This window comes from Mixta tenebrionis, from assembly GCF_006517625.1.
GTDB classification, from domain to species: Bacteria; Pseudomonadota; Gammaproteobacteria; order Enterobacterales; family Enterobacteriaceae; genus Mixta; species Mixta tenebrionis.
In genome coordinates, this window is the sequence record NZ_VHQI01000003.1 from 325,540 (window position 1) to 342,613 (window position 17,074).

The 17,074-nt window shown below is 59.7% G+C and carries 15 protein-coding genes; 6 read left to right on the forward strand and 9 right to left on the reverse strand.

Translation table 11 applies throughout. The features are described 5' to 3' along the window. Positions 1 to 217 precede the first annotated feature (217 nt). Positions 218 to 493 carry a putative hemolysin gene (locus tag FKM52_RS07090; protein WP_141175491.1) on the forward strand — a complete coding sequence of 92 codons (276 nt, stop codon included), beginning with the start codon at positions 218 to 220 and terminating at the stop codon, positions 491 to 493. 32 nt (positions 494 to 525) lie between these two features. On the opposite strand, the gene FKM52_RS07095 is transcribed toward FKM52_RS07090, so the two are convergent. Then, positions 526 to 1,515, reverse strand: coding sequence for a 2-hydroxyacid dehydrogenase (locus FKM52_RS07095; protein ID WP_141175492.1), 990 nt, complete (start codon positions 1,513 to 1,515; stop codon positions 526 to 528). A 190-nt stretch (positions 1,516 to 1,705) separates the two neighbouring features. On the opposite strand from FKM52_RS07095, the gene FKM52_RS07100 reads away from it, so the two are divergent. From FKM52_RS07100 to FKM52_RS07110, 3 genes are read left to right on the forward strand one after another with little or no spacing between them, the layout of a single operon-like run. Then, complete coding sequence (locus FKM52_RS07100; protein WP_141175493.1) at positions 1,706 to 4,342, forward strand: YdbH family protein; 2,637 nt, start codon at positions 1,706 to 1,708, stop codon at positions 4,340 to 4,342. Continuing rightward, the gene (locus FKM52_RS07105) at positions 4,332 to 4,517 is read left to right on the forward strand and encodes a YnbE family lipoprotein (protein WP_141175494.1); all 186 of its coding nucleotides are present in this window, start codon (positions 4,332 to 4,334) and stop codon (positions 4,515 to 4,517) included. Before FKM52_RS07100 ends, FKM52_RS07105 begins: the two co-directional genes overlap by 11 nt. 11 nt (positions 4,518 to 4,528) lie before the next feature. Next, positions 4,529 to 4,849, forward strand: coding sequence for a YdbL family probable chaperone protein (locus FKM52_RS07110; protein ID WP_141175591.1), 321 nt, complete (start codon positions 4,529 to 4,531; stop codon positions 4,847 to 4,849). A 33-nt stretch (positions 4,850 to 4,882) separates the two neighbouring features. Here the strand turns inward: FKM52_RS07110 and FKM52_RS07115 are convergent, their stop codons facing one another. Then, positions 4,883 to 5,482 carry an FMN-dependent NADH-azoreductase gene (locus FKM52_RS07115; RefSeq protein WP_141175495.1) on the reverse strand — a complete coding sequence of 200 codons (600 nt, stop codon included), beginning with the start codon at positions 5,480 to 5,482 and terminating at the stop codon, positions 4,883 to 4,885. Positions 5,483 to 5,735: 253 nt separating this feature from the next. On the opposite strand from FKM52_RS07115, the gene hrpA reads away from it, so the two are divergent. Next, positions 5,736 to 9,638 carry an ATP-dependent RNA helicase HrpA gene (hrpA, locus tag FKM52_RS07120; protein WP_141175496.1) on the forward strand — a complete coding sequence of 1,301 codons (3,903 nt, stop codon included), beginning with the start codon at positions 5,736 to 5,738 and terminating at the stop codon, positions 9,636 to 9,638. Between the two features lie 18 nt (positions 9,639 to 9,656). Here the strand turns inward: hrpA and FKM52_RS07125 are convergent, their stop codons facing one another. The 6 genes from FKM52_RS07125 to rstA all read right to left on the reverse strand — a co-directional run bounded on the left by FKM52_RS07125 (position 9,657) and on the right by rstA (position 14,947). After that, on the reverse strand, positions 9,657 to 10,475 hold the full coding sequence (locus FKM52_RS07125; protein ID WP_141175497.1) for a trypsin-like serine peptidase: 819 nt from the start codon (positions 10,473 to 10,475) through the stop codon (positions 9,657 to 9,659). Between the two features lie 120 nt (positions 10,476 to 10,595). Then, the gene (ydgU, locus tag FKM52_RS22275) at positions 10,596 to 10,676 is read right to left on the reverse strand and encodes a small membrane protein YdgU (RefSeq protein WP_465264266.1); all 81 of its coding nucleotides are present in this window, start codon (positions 10,674 to 10,676) and stop codon (positions 10,596 to 10,598) included. Positions 10,677 to 10,750: 74 nt separating this feature from the next. Then, positions 10,751 to 11,251 (reverse strand): acid resistance repetitive basic protein Asr, encoded by a 501-nt coding sequence (asr, locus tag FKM52_RS07130; protein ID WP_141175498.1) that lies wholly within the window; start codon positions 11,249 to 11,251, stop codon positions 10,751 to 10,753. 166 nt (positions 11,252 to 11,417) lie between these two features. Then, the gene (locus FKM52_RS07135) at positions 11,418 to 12,899 is read right to left on the reverse strand and encodes a carboxypeptidase M32 (RefSeq protein WP_141175499.1); all 1,482 of its coding nucleotides are present in this window, start codon (positions 12,897 to 12,899) and stop codon (positions 11,418 to 11,420) included. Between the two features lie 18 nt (positions 12,900 to 12,917). Beyond that, the gene (rstB, locus tag FKM52_RS07140; protein ID WP_141175500.1) at positions 12,918 to 14,225 is read right to left on the reverse strand and encodes a two-component system sensor histidine kinase RstB; all 1,308 of its coding nucleotides are present in this window, start codon (positions 14,223 to 14,225) and stop codon (positions 12,918 to 12,920) included. Beyond that, a complete protein-coding gene (gene rstA, locus FKM52_RS07145) occupies positions 14,222 to 14,947 on the reverse strand; it encodes a two-component system response regulator RstA (protein WP_141175501.1) in 726 nt (241 codons plus the stop codon). Before rstA ends, rstB begins: the two co-directional genes overlap by 4 nt. Before the next feature lie 179 nt (positions 14,948 to 15,126). Here rstA and FKM52_RS07150 point away from each other — a divergent pair, with 179 nt between their 5' ends. Next, complete coding sequence (locus tag FKM52_RS07150) at positions 15,127 to 15,540, forward strand: hypothetical protein (RefSeq protein ID WP_141175502.1); 414 nt, start codon at positions 15,127 to 15,129, stop codon at positions 15,538 to 15,540. Between the two features lies 1 nt (position 15,541). Here FKM52_RS07150 and FKM52_RS07155 read toward each other — a convergent pair whose 3' ends face one another. After that, a complete protein-coding gene (locus FKM52_RS07155) occupies positions 15,542 to 16,933 on the reverse strand; it encodes an amino acid permease (protein WP_141175503.1) in 1,392 nt (463 codons plus the stop codon). Between the last annotated feature and the right edge of the window lie 141 nt (positions 16,934 to 17,074).

Consider the following 17,074-nt stretch of genomic DNA (forward strand, 5'->3'; position numbering starts at 1 on the left):
GTAGCGGATTGCGCCGGGTAGTGTCCAGATAAATACGTTCAGAGCCGCCAGGCGGACAACAGAGGGCAGTTTCAGTGCATTCCGTAAGCGAAACGAGAGTTTTCCTGGTGACTTTGTCATCGAAAAATTAAGTAAAAAGTTGTTTCATATCTCGACGCATCGATAAACGTCACTTATGCTGGCAGCGCCTTTATTTTCTTTGATGAGAGTCCGACATATGAAAGCAGCCACCTTTCTGCTTGCCGGCGCAGCGCTGTTGCTTGCCGCATGCAGCAGCAGCGACGACAGCGAACCGCCGCAGCAGGCCACCGCCGCACACGTTCAGCCCAGAGTATCCATGTCCTCACTGGCGGAAAGTAACTGCGCCAGCGCTGGCGGCACGCTGGCCTTTTCTCGTCAGCTCGACGGCAGCAGCGTAGGCATGTGTCAGTTAGCGAATGGACGACGCTGTAGCGAAAGCGCGCTGGAAAGCGGCAGCTGCGCACGTTTCTGATGCGGACGCGCCAGGCGCGTCCGCGTTACTTATCAGTTAACCTCGTTCGGGCAGGCTTCGCCTTTCTCCAGCTGCTGCAGATTGGAAAGGGTGGTTTCTGAAATAGCGGTTAACGCCTCGGCGGTTAAAAACGCCTGATGGCCGGTAAACAGCACGTTATGGCAGGCGGAAAGCCGGCGGAAAACGTCATCCTGGATCACATCGTTAGACTTATCCTCAAAGAACAGATCGCGCTCATTTTCATACACGTCCATTCCCAGCGAACCGATTTTCTGCTGTTTTAACGCATCGATCGCCGCCTGAGAGTCGATCAGGCCGCCGCGGCTGGTGTTAATAATCATCACGCCATCCTTCATCTGGCTGAACGCGCTGGCATCCAGCAGGTGATGATTTTCCGGCGTCAGCGGGCAGTGCAGCGTAATTACATCAGATTCTTTAAACAGCGTTTTGATATCGACATACTCCGCCCCCAGCTCCAGCGCCTGCGGGTTAGGCCAGGGATCGAACGCCAGCAGACGCATACCAAAGCCTTTCAGAATACGCAGCGTGGCAATGCTGATCTTGCCGGTGCCGATAACGCCGGCGGTACGGCCGTGCATGTTAAAACCGATCAGCCCTTCCAGCGAAAAGTTGGCGTCGCGGGTACGCTGATAGGCGCGATGAATACGGCGATTAAGCGTCATCATGATGCCTACCGCATGTTCCGCCACGGCCTCCGGCGAGTAGGCCGGTACGCGCACCACTTTGATGCCCAGCTCTTTCGCCGCCGCCAAATCGACATTATTAAAACCGGCGCAGCGCAGCGCGATAATTTTAACACCCTGGGCGCTAAGAATTTCCAGCACCGGGCGGCTGGCGTCATCATTAACAAAAATACATACGGCTTCGCAGTTAACGGCGTTGATCGCCGTTCGCTCAGTAAGCAAGAAATCGAAATATTCGATCGCGAAACCAAAATGCTGGTTGACGTGATCAAGATATTTCTTGTCGTACTGTTTAGTGCTGTAGACCGCAAGTTTCATTATCGTCTCCTTATTGTCTTCTCCCTCTATTCTAGACTGACAGCCAGGAGGCGTAACCAGGAATCTGCCGGCAGTTTCGCGAATCGTCCGTCTGAATTCAGCCGCGGCGAGAAAAGCACTGGGAAATCTTCACCCGGCCTGGCGATCGTGCCATCATAGCCGCCGGAATATTTTTCAGGACGGGACGGTCATGGCAATGCGTCGGCGCTTGTTTTTCGCTTTAGCTTCGCTGCTGACGCTGGTTCTGCTGGTGCTGGCGCTGCTGCTAAGCGTGACGCACTGGCTGCCGCGTCTGGCGGGAATCTGGCTGCCGCAAGGTACGCGTATTGCGCTTGACGCCGCGCCGCGCTGGCGACAGGGCAAGCTCCATTTTCCGGCGGTGCGTTACCTGGCCGGCGACTGCGCGCTGGCAAGCGCTGATGAGTTAACCTTAGGCTACCGCGATGCGCGCTGGCAGGCCGGCGCGCGGCGTCTGACGCTGGACAGCGCCTGCCTGAGCCGGCTGGCCGCCAGCGACAGCCGCGATGCCAGCGCTCCGCGCACCCTGACGCAGTGGCAGGCGCTGCTGCCGCCAGCCGATGTCGCCGTACAACAGTTAATTGTTAACCCTTATCAGAGCTGGGCCGGCGCGCTGCGTCTGGCGCTCGATCGGGATGTACAGCGCATCGCTTATCAGGGCGATAATCTTCAGTTCAGGGCCGATCTACAGGGGCAGCGCCTGAGGCTGCGTCAGCTGACGGCGCAGGCGCCGATGTTCAGCCAGCCGGTTAGCCTGCATGGTGAACTGACGCTGGCGCCGTTTGCCGCTGGCGTGCCGGAGCGCGGGCAGCTGAGCGGGGATTTTATCCTCGCGCAGCTGCCGCATCCGCTGCGTCTGACTCTCGACTGGCAGCAGAAACAGGGAAAACTGGCGCTGCATCAAATCGATGAGGAATCGCCGCTGCTGGAGCTGCCCTGGCAGGCAACGCCGCAGCAGATCGCGATTACCGCAGGCCGCTGGCGCTGGCCATGGGCTGCACAGCCGCTGGCGGGCGGCGTGGCGCTGTCGCTGAACCACTGGCAGCAGGGGCTGGAGGCAATGGAAATTGCCGGGCGCATGAATATGCTGACGCAGGGGCGCGGCGGCAAAGGCAACGTGGTGCTGACGCTGGGGCCGGGTCATCTCTCTCTTACTGACAGCATGCTGCCGCTGCGTCTTACGGGCGAAAGCAAACTGGCCGCGCTGCAATTTTATGCCGCCTTGCCCGGCACGTTAAACGGCTCGCTGCTCGATCCGCAGCTGCGGATCGCACCCGGCGCGCTATTGCGGATGCGCGGGCGGCTGCTCTCCACGCTGGAGGTGGATGAGGCGCGCTGGCCGCTGGCCGGGATTACGCTCTCTTCATCCGGCATCAACGGGCGCCTGCAGGCGATCCTGCGCGCGCATGACGCCAGCCGCGGGCGCTTTACCTTACATCTTGACGGGCGCGCCGCGAACTTCTGGCCCGACAGCGGGCGCTGGACCTGGCGCTACTGGGGCAACGGCTACCTGGCGCCGCTGGCGGCGCGCTGGGACGGCATGGGCACCGGCAGCTGGCAGGATAGCGCCATAACGCTCGATACGCTCTCTACCGGTTTCGATCGGCTGCACTATGGCATGGCGACCGTCAGCCAGCCGCGGCTGCGGCTGGCGCAGCCGCTGGTCTGGCAGCGCGCCGCCGCCGCAAACGCTTTTGCCGGCAGCCTGACGCTTGAGGCGGGCGAAACGCGTTTCAGCAGCGGCGGCTGGCTGCCGCCCTCCCGTTTACAGCTTGCGCTGCAGGGCAGCGATCCCGGCCATTTTCTGCTTAACGGCGATTTGCGCGCCGGCGAGATCGGCCCGGTACGCGTTAACGGGCGCTGGGACGGCGAGCGCCTGCGCGGGCAGGCCTGGTGGCCGCGCCAGTCGTTGACGGTATTCCAGCCGCTGCTCGATCCCGATCTGAAAATCAGGATCGCCGACGGCTGGCTGCGCGCGCAGGTGGCCTTCTCCGCCTCCGACGCGCAGGGCTTTACCGCCGGCGGACACTGGGTGGTGCAGGACGGCGCCGTCTGGACGCCGGACAACAGCGTGCAGGGGATCGACTTTTCACTACCTTTTCGTCTGCGCCAAAGCCGCTGGTATCTCGGCACTCACGGGCCGGTATCGCTGCGCATCAGCACCATCAACAGCCAGTTTCCGCTTAGCGCGGTGACGGCGGATCTGCAGGGCAGCTGGCCGTGGGACGAACGCTCGCCGTTAACCCTGAGTAACGTCAATATAGCGCTGCTGGATGGCAGCCTGACGATGCCGCAGCTGCGCCTGCCCCAGCATCAGGCGGCGGTTGTGCGCCTGAACAATATCAGCCTGAGCGAGTTAATCACCGCGCTTAAGGTAAAACAGGTTGCGCTCTCCGGGCGTATTAACGGCGAGCTGCCGCTGTGGCTGAATCACTCGCCCTGGCTGGTGAAGGATGGCTGGATCGCCAACAGCGGCGGCCTGACGCTGCGGCTGGATAAGCAGATGGCGGACGCCATCGCTAAAAATAATATCGCTACCGGCGCCGCGCTGGACTGGCTGCGCTATATGGAAATTTCGCGCAGCTGGGCCACGCTTGATCTCAATGCCATCGGCGATCTGACGATGCAGGCGCAGGTCAACGGCACCAGCCGCTTCAGCAACCGCGAGCAGCAGGTTAACCTCAGCTATCGCCATCAGGAAAATCTGTTTCAGCTGTGGCGCAGCCTGCGCTTCGGCGATAATTTGCAATCCTGGGTAGAGCAGAACGTTGCTCTGCCGTCACAGAAGGGATCGACCCATGAAAACTAATCGGCTGCTGCTGGTCTGCTGCGGCATGCTGGTCGGCTGCGTACCGCGCATTGAGGTTGCCGCGCCTGAAGAACCGATCACCATCAATATGAACGTAAAAATCGAGCACGAGATCCATATCAAGGTTGATAAGGATGTGGAAGCGCTGCTTAAGAACCAAAGCAATCTCTTCTGAGCGGAGGCATGATGAAAGGCTGGGCCAAATTCTTGCTGCTGGCGGCGCTGGTAGCGCACCAGGCGCAGGCGCTGACGCTGGATGAGGCGCGCCGCCAGGGGCGCGTGGGCGAAACGCTTAACGGCTATCTGGCGCCGCGTCAGCAGGATAAAGAGACGCTGGCGCTGGTAAAACAGATCAATCAGGGACGTGAAGAGCATTACCGGCAAATTGCTCAGCGTAATCGCTTAACCACGGCAGAGGTGGCGCGCATCGCGGGGGAGAAGCTGGTGCAGCGTGCCGGGCAGGGAGAGTATGTGCTCGGCATTAACGGGCAGTGGGTAAAAAAGTAGCGCTGGCCGCGCCGCGGCGACCAGCGAGATTAATCAGGCGCCAGCCAGCTGCGCCAGCGTCTCTTTGGCTTCGGCGGTGGCTTTAGTCGCCACTTCCGGACCGTAGGCGATGCCTTCCGCGAAGACGAAGTTAACGTCGGTAATGCCGATAAAGCCGAGGAACAGCTGAACATACGGGGTCAGCAGATCGGTCGGGGTATCTTTATGAATGCCGCCGCGGCTGGAGATAATCACCGCGCGTTTGCCTTTCACCAGGCCTTCCGGGCCCGCTTCAGTGTAGCGGAAGGTCACGCCGGCGCGGGCGATCAGATCAAAGTAGTTTTTCAGCTGGGTCGGGATATTGAAATTGTACATCGGCGCCGCAATAACAATCACATCGTGCGCGTTCAGTTCCGCAATCAGCGCATCCGACAGCGCCAGCGCTTCCTGCTGACGCGGCGTCAGGGCGGCATCGGACGGACGCAGCGCGCCTACCAGCTCGCCGTCCAGTACCGGAATCGGCTCTGCTGCCAGGTCGCGTACCGTTACCTGGTCACCGTTGGCTTTCGCCTGGTCGACATAAAAGTCCGCCAGCTGGCCTGACTGTGAATAACCCGCAAGAATGCTTGATTTTAAAACTAATACTTTGCTCATGATTTTTTCCTGTCTGCTAATAGGGAACTCTGTCTGCTCAATGGCTTACACTGTAGGGAGTTTACGGCCGCAGTGATAGCGTAATATTTCGAGTCCAATGTTCGAAATTATTGAACAAGCGCAGGGGAGCCATCGCTGGCTGTAGCGCCTGTGGTAAGATAAGCCGCAATAAATGAACGCAATGTCGGCGCACGCCGGCCGCGCGGCGGCCATAACAGCCAACACAAGCCGCCGCGTTAAAAAGGTAATAACTATGTCTGTGGAATCAAACGCATCGCCGCTGTCGCCTTTCTGGGCGCGGCTGAATCAGGTTACGCTGCGCGATCGCCAGCGGTTGCAGCGCCGTCTGCACGGCGCGAAAAAAGTGAAAAATCCTGCCGCGCAGCAGGGCATTGCTGAAGAGCTGGAAAAAGAGTTCGCGCTGGCGGAGCAGCGTTTGCAACAGCGCCAGGCGGCGATGCCCGCCATTCGCTTTCCGGAAAATCTGCCGGTCAGCCAGAAACAGCAGCAGATCGCCGAGGCGATCCGCGATCATCAGGTAGTGATCGTCGCCGGGGAAACCGGCTCCGGTAAAACTACCCAGCTGCCTAAAATTTGCCTGACGCTGGGACGCGGCGTAAAAGGGCTGATTGGCCATACTCAGCCGCGGCGTCTGGCGGCGCGCACCGTGGCGAACCGCATTGCCGATGAGCTGGAAACCTCGCTCGGCGGCTGCGTCGGCTATAAGGTGCGCTTTAACGATCAGGTCAGCGACAGCACCCAGATCAAGCTAATGACCGACGGTATTTTGCTGGCGGAAATTCAGCAGGATCGCCTGCTGATGCAGTATGACACCATCATCATCGATGAGGCGCACGAGCGCAGCCTGAATATCGATTTCCTGCTTGGTTACCTGCGCGAGCTGCTGCCGCGTCGTCCCGATCTGAAACTCATCATCACCTCGGCGACCATCGATCCGCAGCGTTTTTCGCGTCACTTCAATAATGCGCCGGTGATTGAGGTTTCAGGCCGCACTTATCCGGTTGAGGTGCGCTATCGTCCGGTAGTCAACGACGTGGACGACAGCGATCGCGATCAGCTACAGGCGATTTTCGACGCGGTCGATGAGCTGGGGCAGGAGAGCAATGGCGATATCCTGATTTTTATGAGCGGCGAGCGTGAAATCCGCGATACCGCCGATGCCCTGAGCAAGCGCGATCTGCCGCATACGGAGATCCTGCCGCTCTACGCGCGCCTGTCGAACGCCGAGCAGAACCGCGTCTTTCAGGCGCACAGCGGGCGGCGCATCGTACTGGCGACCAACGTTGCGGAAACCTCGCTGACGGTGCCCGGCATCAAATATGTTATCGATCCCGGTACCGCGCGTATCAGCCGCTACAGCTATCGCACCAAGGTACAGCGTTTGCCGATCGAGCCGGTATCGCAGGCCTCGGCCAACCAGCGTAAAGGGCGCTGCGGGCGCGTTTCCGAAGGTATCTGTATCCGCCTCTATTCCGAAGAGGATTTCTTAAGCCGCCCGGAATTTACCGATCCGGAAATTCTGCGCACCAACCTGGCCTCGGTCATTTTGCAGATGACGGCGCTCGGCCTCGGCGATATCAGCGCCTTTCCTTTTGTCGAGGCGCCGGATAAGCGCAACATTCAGGATGGCGTGCGGTTGCTGGAAGAGCTGGGCGCCATCAGCGAAGAGGAGCACGGGCGCTATCGCCTGACGCCGTCGGGACGCCAGCTGGCGCTGCTGCCGGTCGATCCGCGCCTGGCGCGTATGGTGCTGGAAGCGCAAAAGTATGGCTGCGTGCGTGAGGTAATGATCATCGTCGCGGCGCTGTCGATTCAGGATCCGCGCGAGCGTCCGGTGGAAAAACAGCAGGCGGCGGATGAGAAACATCGTCGCTTCGCTGATAAAGAGTCGGACTTTATCGCCTTCGTTAACCTGTGGAACTATCTGCAGGAGCAGCAAAAAGCGCTCTCCGGCAACGCCTTCCGCCGCCAGTGCAAAAGCGATTACCTCAACTATCTGCGCGTGCGCGAATGGCAGGATATTTATACCCAGCTGCGCCAGGTGGTGCGTGAACTCGGGATGCCGGTTAACAGCGAACCGGCGCCTTACCGCGAGATCCATACCGCGCTGCTGACCGGCCTGCTTTCCCATATCGGCCTGAAAGATGCCGAGAAGCAGGAGTACAGCGGCGCGCGCAACGCCCGTTTTTCCATCTTCCCCGGTTCGGCGCTGTTTAAAAAGCCGCCGAAGTGGACCATGGTGGCGGAGCTGGTAGAGACCAGCCGTCTGTGGGGACGTATCGCCGCGCGCCTCGATCCGGAATGGATCGAGCCGCTCGCTCAGCATCTGCTGAAGCGCAGCTACAGCGAGCCGCACTGGGAGAAAGCGCAGGGTGCGGTGATGGCGATGGAAAAAGTGACGCTGTACGGCCTGCCGATCGTCAGCGCGCGCAAGGTTAACTACAGCCACATCGATCCGGCGCTGTCGCGCGAATTGTTTATCCGCCATGCGCTGGTGGAAGGCGACTGGCAAACCCGGCACGCCTTTTTTAAAGCCAACCAGAAACTGCGCAGCGAAGTAGAGGATCTGGAACATAAAACGCGCCGCCGCGATATTCTGGTGGATGATGAAACGCTGTTCGCCTTTTACGACAGCCGCATAGGGCACGAGGTGGTTTCCGCCCGCCACTTTGACAGCTGGTGGAAAAAGGTGAGCCAGCAGACGCCCGATCTGCTCAGTTTCGATAAAGAGATGCTGATTAAGCAGGGCGCCGACAGCGTCAGCAAGCTGGACTATCCCAACTTCTGGCATCAGGGCAACCTTAAGCTGCGCCTCAGCTATCAGTTTGAGCCGGGCGCGGATGCGGATGGCGTTACCGTACATATTCCGCTGCCGCTGCTGAACCAGGTTGAGGAACGCGGCTTTGAGTGGCAGATCCCCGGATTGCGCCGCGAGCTGGTGGTGGCGCTGATTAAGTCGCTGCCGAAACCGGTGCGGCGGAATTTCGTTCCTGCGCCGAACTACGCCGAGGCGTTTTTAGGTCGGGTGAGCGATAGCGAAACGCCGTTGCTGGACGCGCTGGAGCGCGAGTTCCGCCGTATGACCGGCGTGACGATTGACCGTGAGGCCTGGCAGTGGGATCAGGTGCCCGATCACCTGAAAATGACGTTCCGCGTGCTGGACGAGCATAATCGCAAGCTGAAAGAGGGCAAGGATCTTGCCGCGCTGAAGGCGTCGCTGAAGGATAAAGTGCAGGAGACGCTGTCGAAGGTGGCTGATGACGGGCTGGAACAGAGCGGCCTGCATATCTGGAGCTTTGGCGATCTGCCCGCGCAGTTTGAGCAAAAGCGCGGTAACTACAGCGTTAAGGCCTGGCCGGCGCTGGTGGATGAGAAGGATAGCGTGGCGATCCGGCTGTTTGACAGCCAGCACGAGCAGCAAAAAATGATGTGGCGCGGCCAGCGGCGTTTGCTGTTGCTGAATATCCCCTCGCCGATTAAATATCTGCACGAAAAGCTGCCGAACAAGGCCAAGCTGGGGCTTTACTTTAATCCCTACGGCAAGGTGCTGGAGCTGATTGACGACTGCATCAGCTGCGGTATCGATAAGCTGATGGCGGAAAATGGCGGCCCGGCCTGGAAGGAAGCGGATTTTCAGCAGCTGCACGACCGGGTGCGCGCCGGGCTGAACGATACCGTGGTGGAAATCGCTAAGCTGGTGGAGCAGATCCTGACGGCGGTGTTCAATATCAACAAGCGGCTGAAAGGGCGCGTGGATATGACGATGGCGCTGGGGCTGTCCGATATTAAGGCGCAAATGAGCGGCCTGGTCTACCGCGGCTTTGTTACGCAGAACGGCTGGAAGCGGCTGCCCGATACGCTGCGTTATTTACAGGCGATTGAGCGACGGCTGGAGAAACTGCCGGTCGATCCGCACAGCGATCGGGCGCGGATGCTGAAGGTAGAGCAGGTGCAGCAGGCATGGCAGAGCTGGCTGAACAAGCTGCCGCCCGCGCGCCGCGACGATGAAGATGTGCAGGAGATCCGCTGGATGATCGAAGAGCTGCGCGTCAGCTATTTCGCCCAGCAGCTTGGCACCCCTTATCCCATCTCCGATAAGCGCATCCTGCAGGCGATGGAGCAGATCGCCGCCTGATGCCCGCTGGCCGCAGCGTTACTCTGCGGCCAGCGCTGCTAAATCATCACGAAAAGCGGTGACGGCAATCGCCCGGTTATCGGCGCGCCAGCGATCCGCTGCCGCCGGCGCTGAACTTTGCACCGCAATCAGCCGCCAGCCTTCGTCAGTTTGCAGCAGCAGCGGCGATCCGCTGTCGCCAGGCAGGGTGTCGCACTGGTGCGACAGCACCGAACGCTGCGCCCAGCCGGTAATCAGGCAGTCGCTGTGCGACCAGAGCGCATCCAGATGATCTTCCGGGTAGCCTGCCTGGGTAACCTTACGTCCGCTGTCCTTCAGCGCGGCGGTCAGATCGCTGCGCGAACCGGCAAACAGCGGCACCGGCGTAATGCCGGAAGGCGGGTTGCGCAGTACAATCAGGCCGTAATCGAAAGGGGCCGCCGCCGGCGGCACAATCCAGCCGTCGCCGTCAGCCTTCAGTTTCTTCCCCAGACTGGAATTAACCCGCGCCTGAATATCATGAATTTCATAGCGCCAGCCGCCGTCGCCGGCGATAAAGCGCAGCGCTACCGGCTTATCGGCGCGGCCCGGCGGCGTCACCAGACAATGACCGGCGGTCAGCGCCAGGTGCGTAGAGATGAGCGTTGCGCTACAGAGATTGCCGCTTTCGGTTTCCAGCTGGCCGATGGCTTCCCAGGGCATGCTGGCTGCGGCAGCGACCGGCTTACGATCGTCATGGCCAAAGAACAGGGTCTGCATCTCTTCCGGGCTGAGGCCGTCATCATCGCCGCCATCATCCGCATGGGTAAAAAAGGGAAAACAGAATAAACCCACTACTAACACAGCCGTTATGCGCATATCTCTCTCAAAAAAAGGGGAGAATGATAAGAATAAAGGGTTAACACGCGTCAGGCGTTAACTATAGTCGGTGAGCAGCAAAAAAGGGAGTTTAATCCGGAATATCAGTACGCTACGGCATCAAATATAGAAGCAGGCCGCAATAACGCCACAGAGTATCATCACGGCAAGGATTATTTCGAAACGATAGCGACGTACCATTTCCGCTACTCCAGGAAAAAACGCCCGGAAATCCGGGCGTTCACAGGCAATGATTCAGGAGCGCGCCCCTGCGATTATTTGGCGGCGGCGTTAACGGTTTTTTTGTGATGCTTTTTCGCCGCCTGGGCTTTCTGCGCTACCGGCTTAGCGGCGGCTTTATGGTGCTTTTTCGCCGCCTGGGCTTTCTGCGCTACCGGCTTAGCGGCGGCTTTATGGTGCTTTTTCGCCGCCTGGGCTTTCTGCGCTACCGGCTTAGCGGCGGCTTTATGGTGCTTTTTCGCCGCCTGGGCTTTCTGCGCTACCGGTTTAGCGGCGGCTTTATGATGCTTTTTGGCGGCCTGGGCTTTCTGTTCTGCCGGTTTAGCAGCCTTTTTATGATGCTTTTTCGCCGCCTGCGCTTTCTGGGCTACGGCTTTCTTATGTTTATGATGCATCACTTTATGCTGAGTTTTTACCGGCGCAGCGGCTGTGGCGGCGGCAGGCGCGGTGGCCGGGGCCGCGGCGGTCTCAGCGGCAAAGGCAACTGAAGAGAGGCCCATAGCAGCGGCGACAACCAGAGCAAATAATTTTTTCATCGCAAAACCCTCGAATGTTTCTTCATGTATTAGCCCACTGCGGGGCTGGTGAAGAGACTATAAAGAAAGGCGTCGGGGCTTTCCGTGAGTGATTGGTATCGGCGTGTAACCGAATGTACAGCATGGGGAAACCGGCCCGCGCCAGGCGGCAGGCCGGCTGGCATGCTTACAGGTAGCGCTGTTCCAGATGGCGGCGGAAATGCTGCGGATTCAGATCTTCGCCGCTTGCCTGCGCGATCAGCTGCGCCGTAGGGAAGCGGCTGCCGTGACGCCAGATGTTCTGTGACAGCCAGTCGAAAATCGGCTGTAGTTCGCCGGCGGCAATCTGTTTGTCCAGCTGCGGCAGAGCGCGCCTGACCGCCTGGAACAGCTGCGCCGCATACATCGCGCCCAGCGTATAGGTAGGGAAATAGCCGAAGGCGCCGTCGGTCCAGTGGATATCCTGCATACAGCCGTCGCGATAGTTACCCTGGGTATCCAGCCCCAGATAGCGCTGCATTTTTTCATCCCACAGCGCCGGAATATCCTCTACCTCGATATCGCCGCCGATCAGCGCCCGCTCAATCTCATAACGCAGAATAACGTGCAGCGGATAGCTGACTTCATCGGCATCGACGCGAATAAAGCCGCGTTTCACCCGCTGATTCAGGCGCACAAAGTTACCGGGCGTCAGCGCTGGCTGTTCGCCCATCTGCGCGCTGACCAGCGGCAGGATATGTTGCAGAAACGGCGCGCTGCGCGCCAGCTGCATTTCAAAAAACAGGCTCTGCGATTCATGAATGGCGGTGGAGCGCGCCAGCGCCACCGGCTGTCCGCGCCAGGTTTTCGGCAGATTTTGCTCGTAGCAGGCGTGCCCGGTTTCATGGATCACGCCCATCATGGCGCTGACGAACTCATTTTCGTTATAGCGCGTGGTGATGCGTACATCTTCCGGTACGCCGCCGCAGAAGGGATGGGCGCTGACGTCAAGCCGTCCGGCGTTGAAATCAAAGCCGAGCAGTTTCATCAGCTGCAGGCCAAGCTGGCGCTGCGCCGCGACGGGAAACGGCCCCAGCGGCATATCTACCGGTTCCGCCGCCTGTTTGGCCACCACCCGCTCCAGCAGATCGGGCAGCCACTGAAGCAGATCGCCGAAGGTGGCGTCCAGCTGTGCGCTGGTCATGCCCGGTTCGTAGAGATCGAGCAGGGCGTCATAGCGTGAGCAGCCGGCGGCCTGCGCGCGGATTTCCGCTTCTTCGCGGCTGAGACGCACCACCTCCTGCAGATTGGCGGCGAAGCCCTGCCAGTCATTAGCCGGACGCTGCTGGCGCCAGGCGTGTTCGCAGCGCGAACCGGCAATGGATTTAGCCTCCACCAGCGCGGCGGGCAGCAGCGCCGCCTGCTGCCAGGCGCGCCGCATCTCCAGCAGATTGGCCTGTTCCACATCGTTCAGCGCTTCCTGCTGCGCCGCCTCCAGCCAGGCCTCCATACGGCTGTCGGTCAGGATCTGATGCTGCAACACGCTCAGCTCCGCCAGCGCTTCGCCGCGCGCCTGGCTACCGGCCGGCGGCATCATGGTTTGCATATCCCAGCCGGCGATGGCGGAAAGATGACCAAAGCGCGCCAGGCGCTGAAAAGTCCGGGTCAGTTGTTGATAGGCTGATGTCACACATATCTCCTTGCTGGTTTAAAGGCGGGGCGCCGTCGCACTCCGCAAGGGTAAATCAACCGGCCAGCAAAAGCGAACGCTGGCGCCGCCCAGCGGGCTGCTGTCGATAGCGACAGAGCCGCCCAGCGCCTGCGCTACTGATTGCACAATCGCCAGTCCCAGGCCGCAGCCGCCGGTAGCGCGATCGCGGCTGGGATCGAGCCGGACAAAGGGTTCCAGCACGCGCTGGCGCTCTGCGGCGGGTATGCCGGGGCCGTCATCCTCTACCTGTAAACAGGCCAGCCGGTGGTCAAACCACAGGCTTACCCGTAGCCGCCGCTGCGCATAGCGCAGGGCGTTGTTGACCAGATTATCCAGCACCCGCTCCATCAGCCGGGTATCCGATACGCCGAAATTTTCACGCTGCGGCAGATCGAGCGCGATATCGTAGTGCGGATGCACCGAACGGATATCAATGATGCGTTCGCTGAGCCAGCCGGCGAGATCGACCGGCTGTAAAAACAGCTCCACCTGAGGGCGATCGAGGCGCGCGTAGGTTAACAGCTCTTCAATCAGCGACTCCAGCTGGCCGATATCGCGTTTGAGCGCGGCGGACTCCGGCGCGCTGAGGTTATCGCTTATCTCCAGCCGGTAGCGCAGGCGCACCAGCGGCGTGCGCAGCTCGTGCGCGATATTATCGATCAGCTGTTTCTTGCTGGTGACCAGCGTATTAACGTTATCCGCCATCTGGTTAAAAGCGACGCCGAGGCGCAGCAGGCTGGAGGCGTTATCGAAGTGAATACGTTCGTCAAGATGCCCCTGGCCGAAGCGCTGGGCCGCCGCTTCCAGCCTGAGCATATCTTTCCAGTAGGGGCGCATCCAGATAAATACCGGCAGCGCCAGCGACATGCCGATAAACGCCAGCAGCGCGATATCCAGCAGCCGCATTTCATGCAGATAGAAAAGATAAGGAATGGGGCCGACCGCCAGCACATAGCGACTGCGGGGAATATGCTGCAGAAAAGTATATTCATCATCCAGCGCGACAATTTCTCCGGCGCGCAGGCGCCGCATGCTGCCGGCATCGAGGCGATATTTACTCATCGGCTCAATATGCAGTTTAAAGGAGAGATTGAGATCGAGATTATTGATGGTTTTGTTCCAGTCGCGCGGCGGGATTTCGCGCAGCTCGCTGCGCATCAGATAGAGCGAGCTTTTCATCAGATCGTCCATCGACTGGCGCCCGGCGCGCTCGGCGGTAAACTTGTAGACCAGCCCGACCAGCATGGTCATCACCAGAAAGCAGACGAACAGCAGCAGGTAAAACTGGATAAAAAGCTTTCTCATTCTGCGAGAGTTTCCCAGGCGTGCGGCGCGAACAGGTAGCCTTTGTTACGGATGGTTTTAATGCGGTAAGGTTCGGTGGCGCTGTCGTGCAGCTTTTTACGCAGGCGCGAGATCGCCACGTCGATGCTGCGGTCCATGCCGTCATAGCTGACGCCGCGCAGCGTTTTCAGCAGCGCGTCGCGGTTGAGGATTTGTCCGGCGTGGATCGCCAGCTCCCACAGCAAATCATAGTCGGCGGTGGAGAGGGCGATAATCTCACCGCCCAGCATTACCTGGCGATTAAGCGGATCGATGGTCAGCGAGCCGAAGCGCAGCGCCTTCTGGCTGTTAATCGCCGGGGCGATTTCATCATGCTGCGTCGCGTTCGCCTGGCGCAAATGCAGGCGCAGGCGCGCCAGCAGCACCGCCGGCGGCGTGGTTTTCAGAATGTAGTCGTTGGCGCCTATTTCCAGCGACAGAATATGATTCATATCGCTGTCCAGCGAGGTGAGCAGCACGATCGGGCCGGGCCAGACGGCGCGCAAATCGCGGCAGAGCGTCATGCCGTCTTTGCCGGGCAGCATAATATCCAGCAGCACCAAATCGGGCTGTTCGCGGGCGATTACCGCTTCCGCGCGGTCGCCGCGGCTTTCTACGATAGTTTCCAGCCCGTGACGGCTGAGCCAGGCGGCAATCAGCTCGCCGACGTCAGGATCGTCTTCAACAAAAACAATTTTATTCATGATTCCGGGATAATCAGGCCGCAACTTCAGGCAGCATAGCCTTTTCTGAGAATAACAACCATCAACGCCTATTAAATGACGTAAGAGGTATAGTACAAGTTGAAGAAACTATGCCATTATATCTGAAGGGTTGTTAACGCAGGTTGTAACCCTTTTTTCTGGCCAGGAGGAGAGTGAGGGTGTCAGATAAACAGCTGGCGTCGGCGGACCTGAAAGATCGCATCTGCTTCAATTACACGGATTTTCTTGCTGCATCCTGCAAAAAACGCTGGAGCTTCGTCGATGCGATTTATGGCGTCATGCCGATTTTCGGCATGGTGACGCGTAATCCGGCGGATTCGCAGCGGCCGCCTTCCGAACGGTTAAAAGAATTAGCGCTGCAAATCATTTCAACCCAGGTTAGCGATGAAATTAACATTGCGCGCCTGATTACGCTGGCCGAACAGCAGCATATTGCGCAGTTCGATATTCTGCTTCCTTATCCGCTATCCGGCGAGCAGCTTGACGCGATTCACCGTGAATATCGCAAGCCGCTGTCGCTCTCGCAGCATGAAGAGCGGCTGACCATTCAGTTTCCAGCCGCCCCACACTAATTTAGCGCATCAGCAGCCACGACGCCGGCAGCGTCCCCAGCAGCAGCAGGGTGATGGCGGCGCGCTCGACGGTGCTTAACGCCTGCAGCGCCCGGCCGCCGCGGCGCGCGAACAGAAACAGCAGCATGCCCGGCGCGTACAGCACTACCGACAGCAGCAGGTGTAGCGGGCCGGAAGCGTAAAGCAGCCACAGACCATATAAACAGGCGCCGACCGCCACGCAGGTCATGCGCGCCTGGCCTTTTCCCCACACCAGCTTCAGCAAATAGGCGCCCACCAGCAAGTAGGGCACCAGCACCATTTCAGAGGCGATAGTCAGCAGCGTGTTGTAGTCGGAGTTAGTCAGCCAGATCAGGATCAGACACGCCTGCACGCTGCCGTTGGTCAGCCACAGCGAGGCGGAAGGCGCGTTATGGCGGTTCTGCCGGCTCAGACTGCGCGGAAACGCTCCCTGCTGCGCCGCAATCAACGGCACTTCAGCCGCCATAATCGTCCAGCTCAGGTAGGCGCCGCATACCGAAACCACCAGTCCCAGCGCAATGACGGCGTTGCCCCAGGAGCCGATTAGCCGGGTCATCAGTCCCGCCATTGACGGATTGCGCATCTCCGCCAGCTCGGCGCGCGGCACGATGCCCAGCGACAGCAGGGTAACCAGCAGATAGACGCAGAGCGCCGCCAGTACCGCCAGCAGCGTCGCTTTGCCGACATCGCGCTTGTTGCGCGCGCGCGCGGAAACCACCACCGCGCCTTCAACGCCGATAAACACCCACAGGGTAATCAGCATCGTCTGTTTCACCTGGCTCCAGACCGGTTGTCCCAGCTCAACGCCGGTGAAATCAAAGCGAAAGCGATCGAGGTTAAAGGCAATTATCGCCAGCACGATAAACAGCCCAAGCGGCACCAGTTTGCCGAGCGTGGCGAGCAGGTTGATGCTGGCGGCAGTCTGTACGCCGCGCAGAACCAGCCAGTGCACCAGCCACAGCAGCAGGGAGGCGCCGAGCATCGCCTGCCAGGTATTGCCGTCGCCGAAAACGACATGTCCCGGCGAATCGGTGAAGAAGCTCAGCGCGGAAAAGACGATCACCAGATAGGAGACGTTAGCGATAACCGCGCATAGCCAGTATCCCCAGGCGGAGCTAAAGCCCACCAGGTCGCCAAAGCCGTCGCGCGCATAGGTAAAGATGCCGCCGTCCAGTTCCGGTTTCAGACGCGTCAGCAGCAGCATCGCCAGCGAGAGAAAAAGAATGCCCGCGCCGGTGATGGCCCAACCGATTAACAGCGCCGCCGGACTGGCGACGGCCGCCATATTTTGCGGCAGGCTAAACACCCCTGCGCCCAGCATTGAGCTGAGTACCAGCGCGGTCAGCGCGCTAAGGCCTAATTTCTTGTCCAAAAAACCGTCCTGAAACAGAATAAATAACCAGGGAACCGCGTTGCGGTTGTCTTTTCATCAGGCAGAAAGAGAAGGAGACCTTCATTTGCACTGAAATGAGGCGGCGATTTTACGGAGTGCAGGGCTGTCGTGCAATGCGTG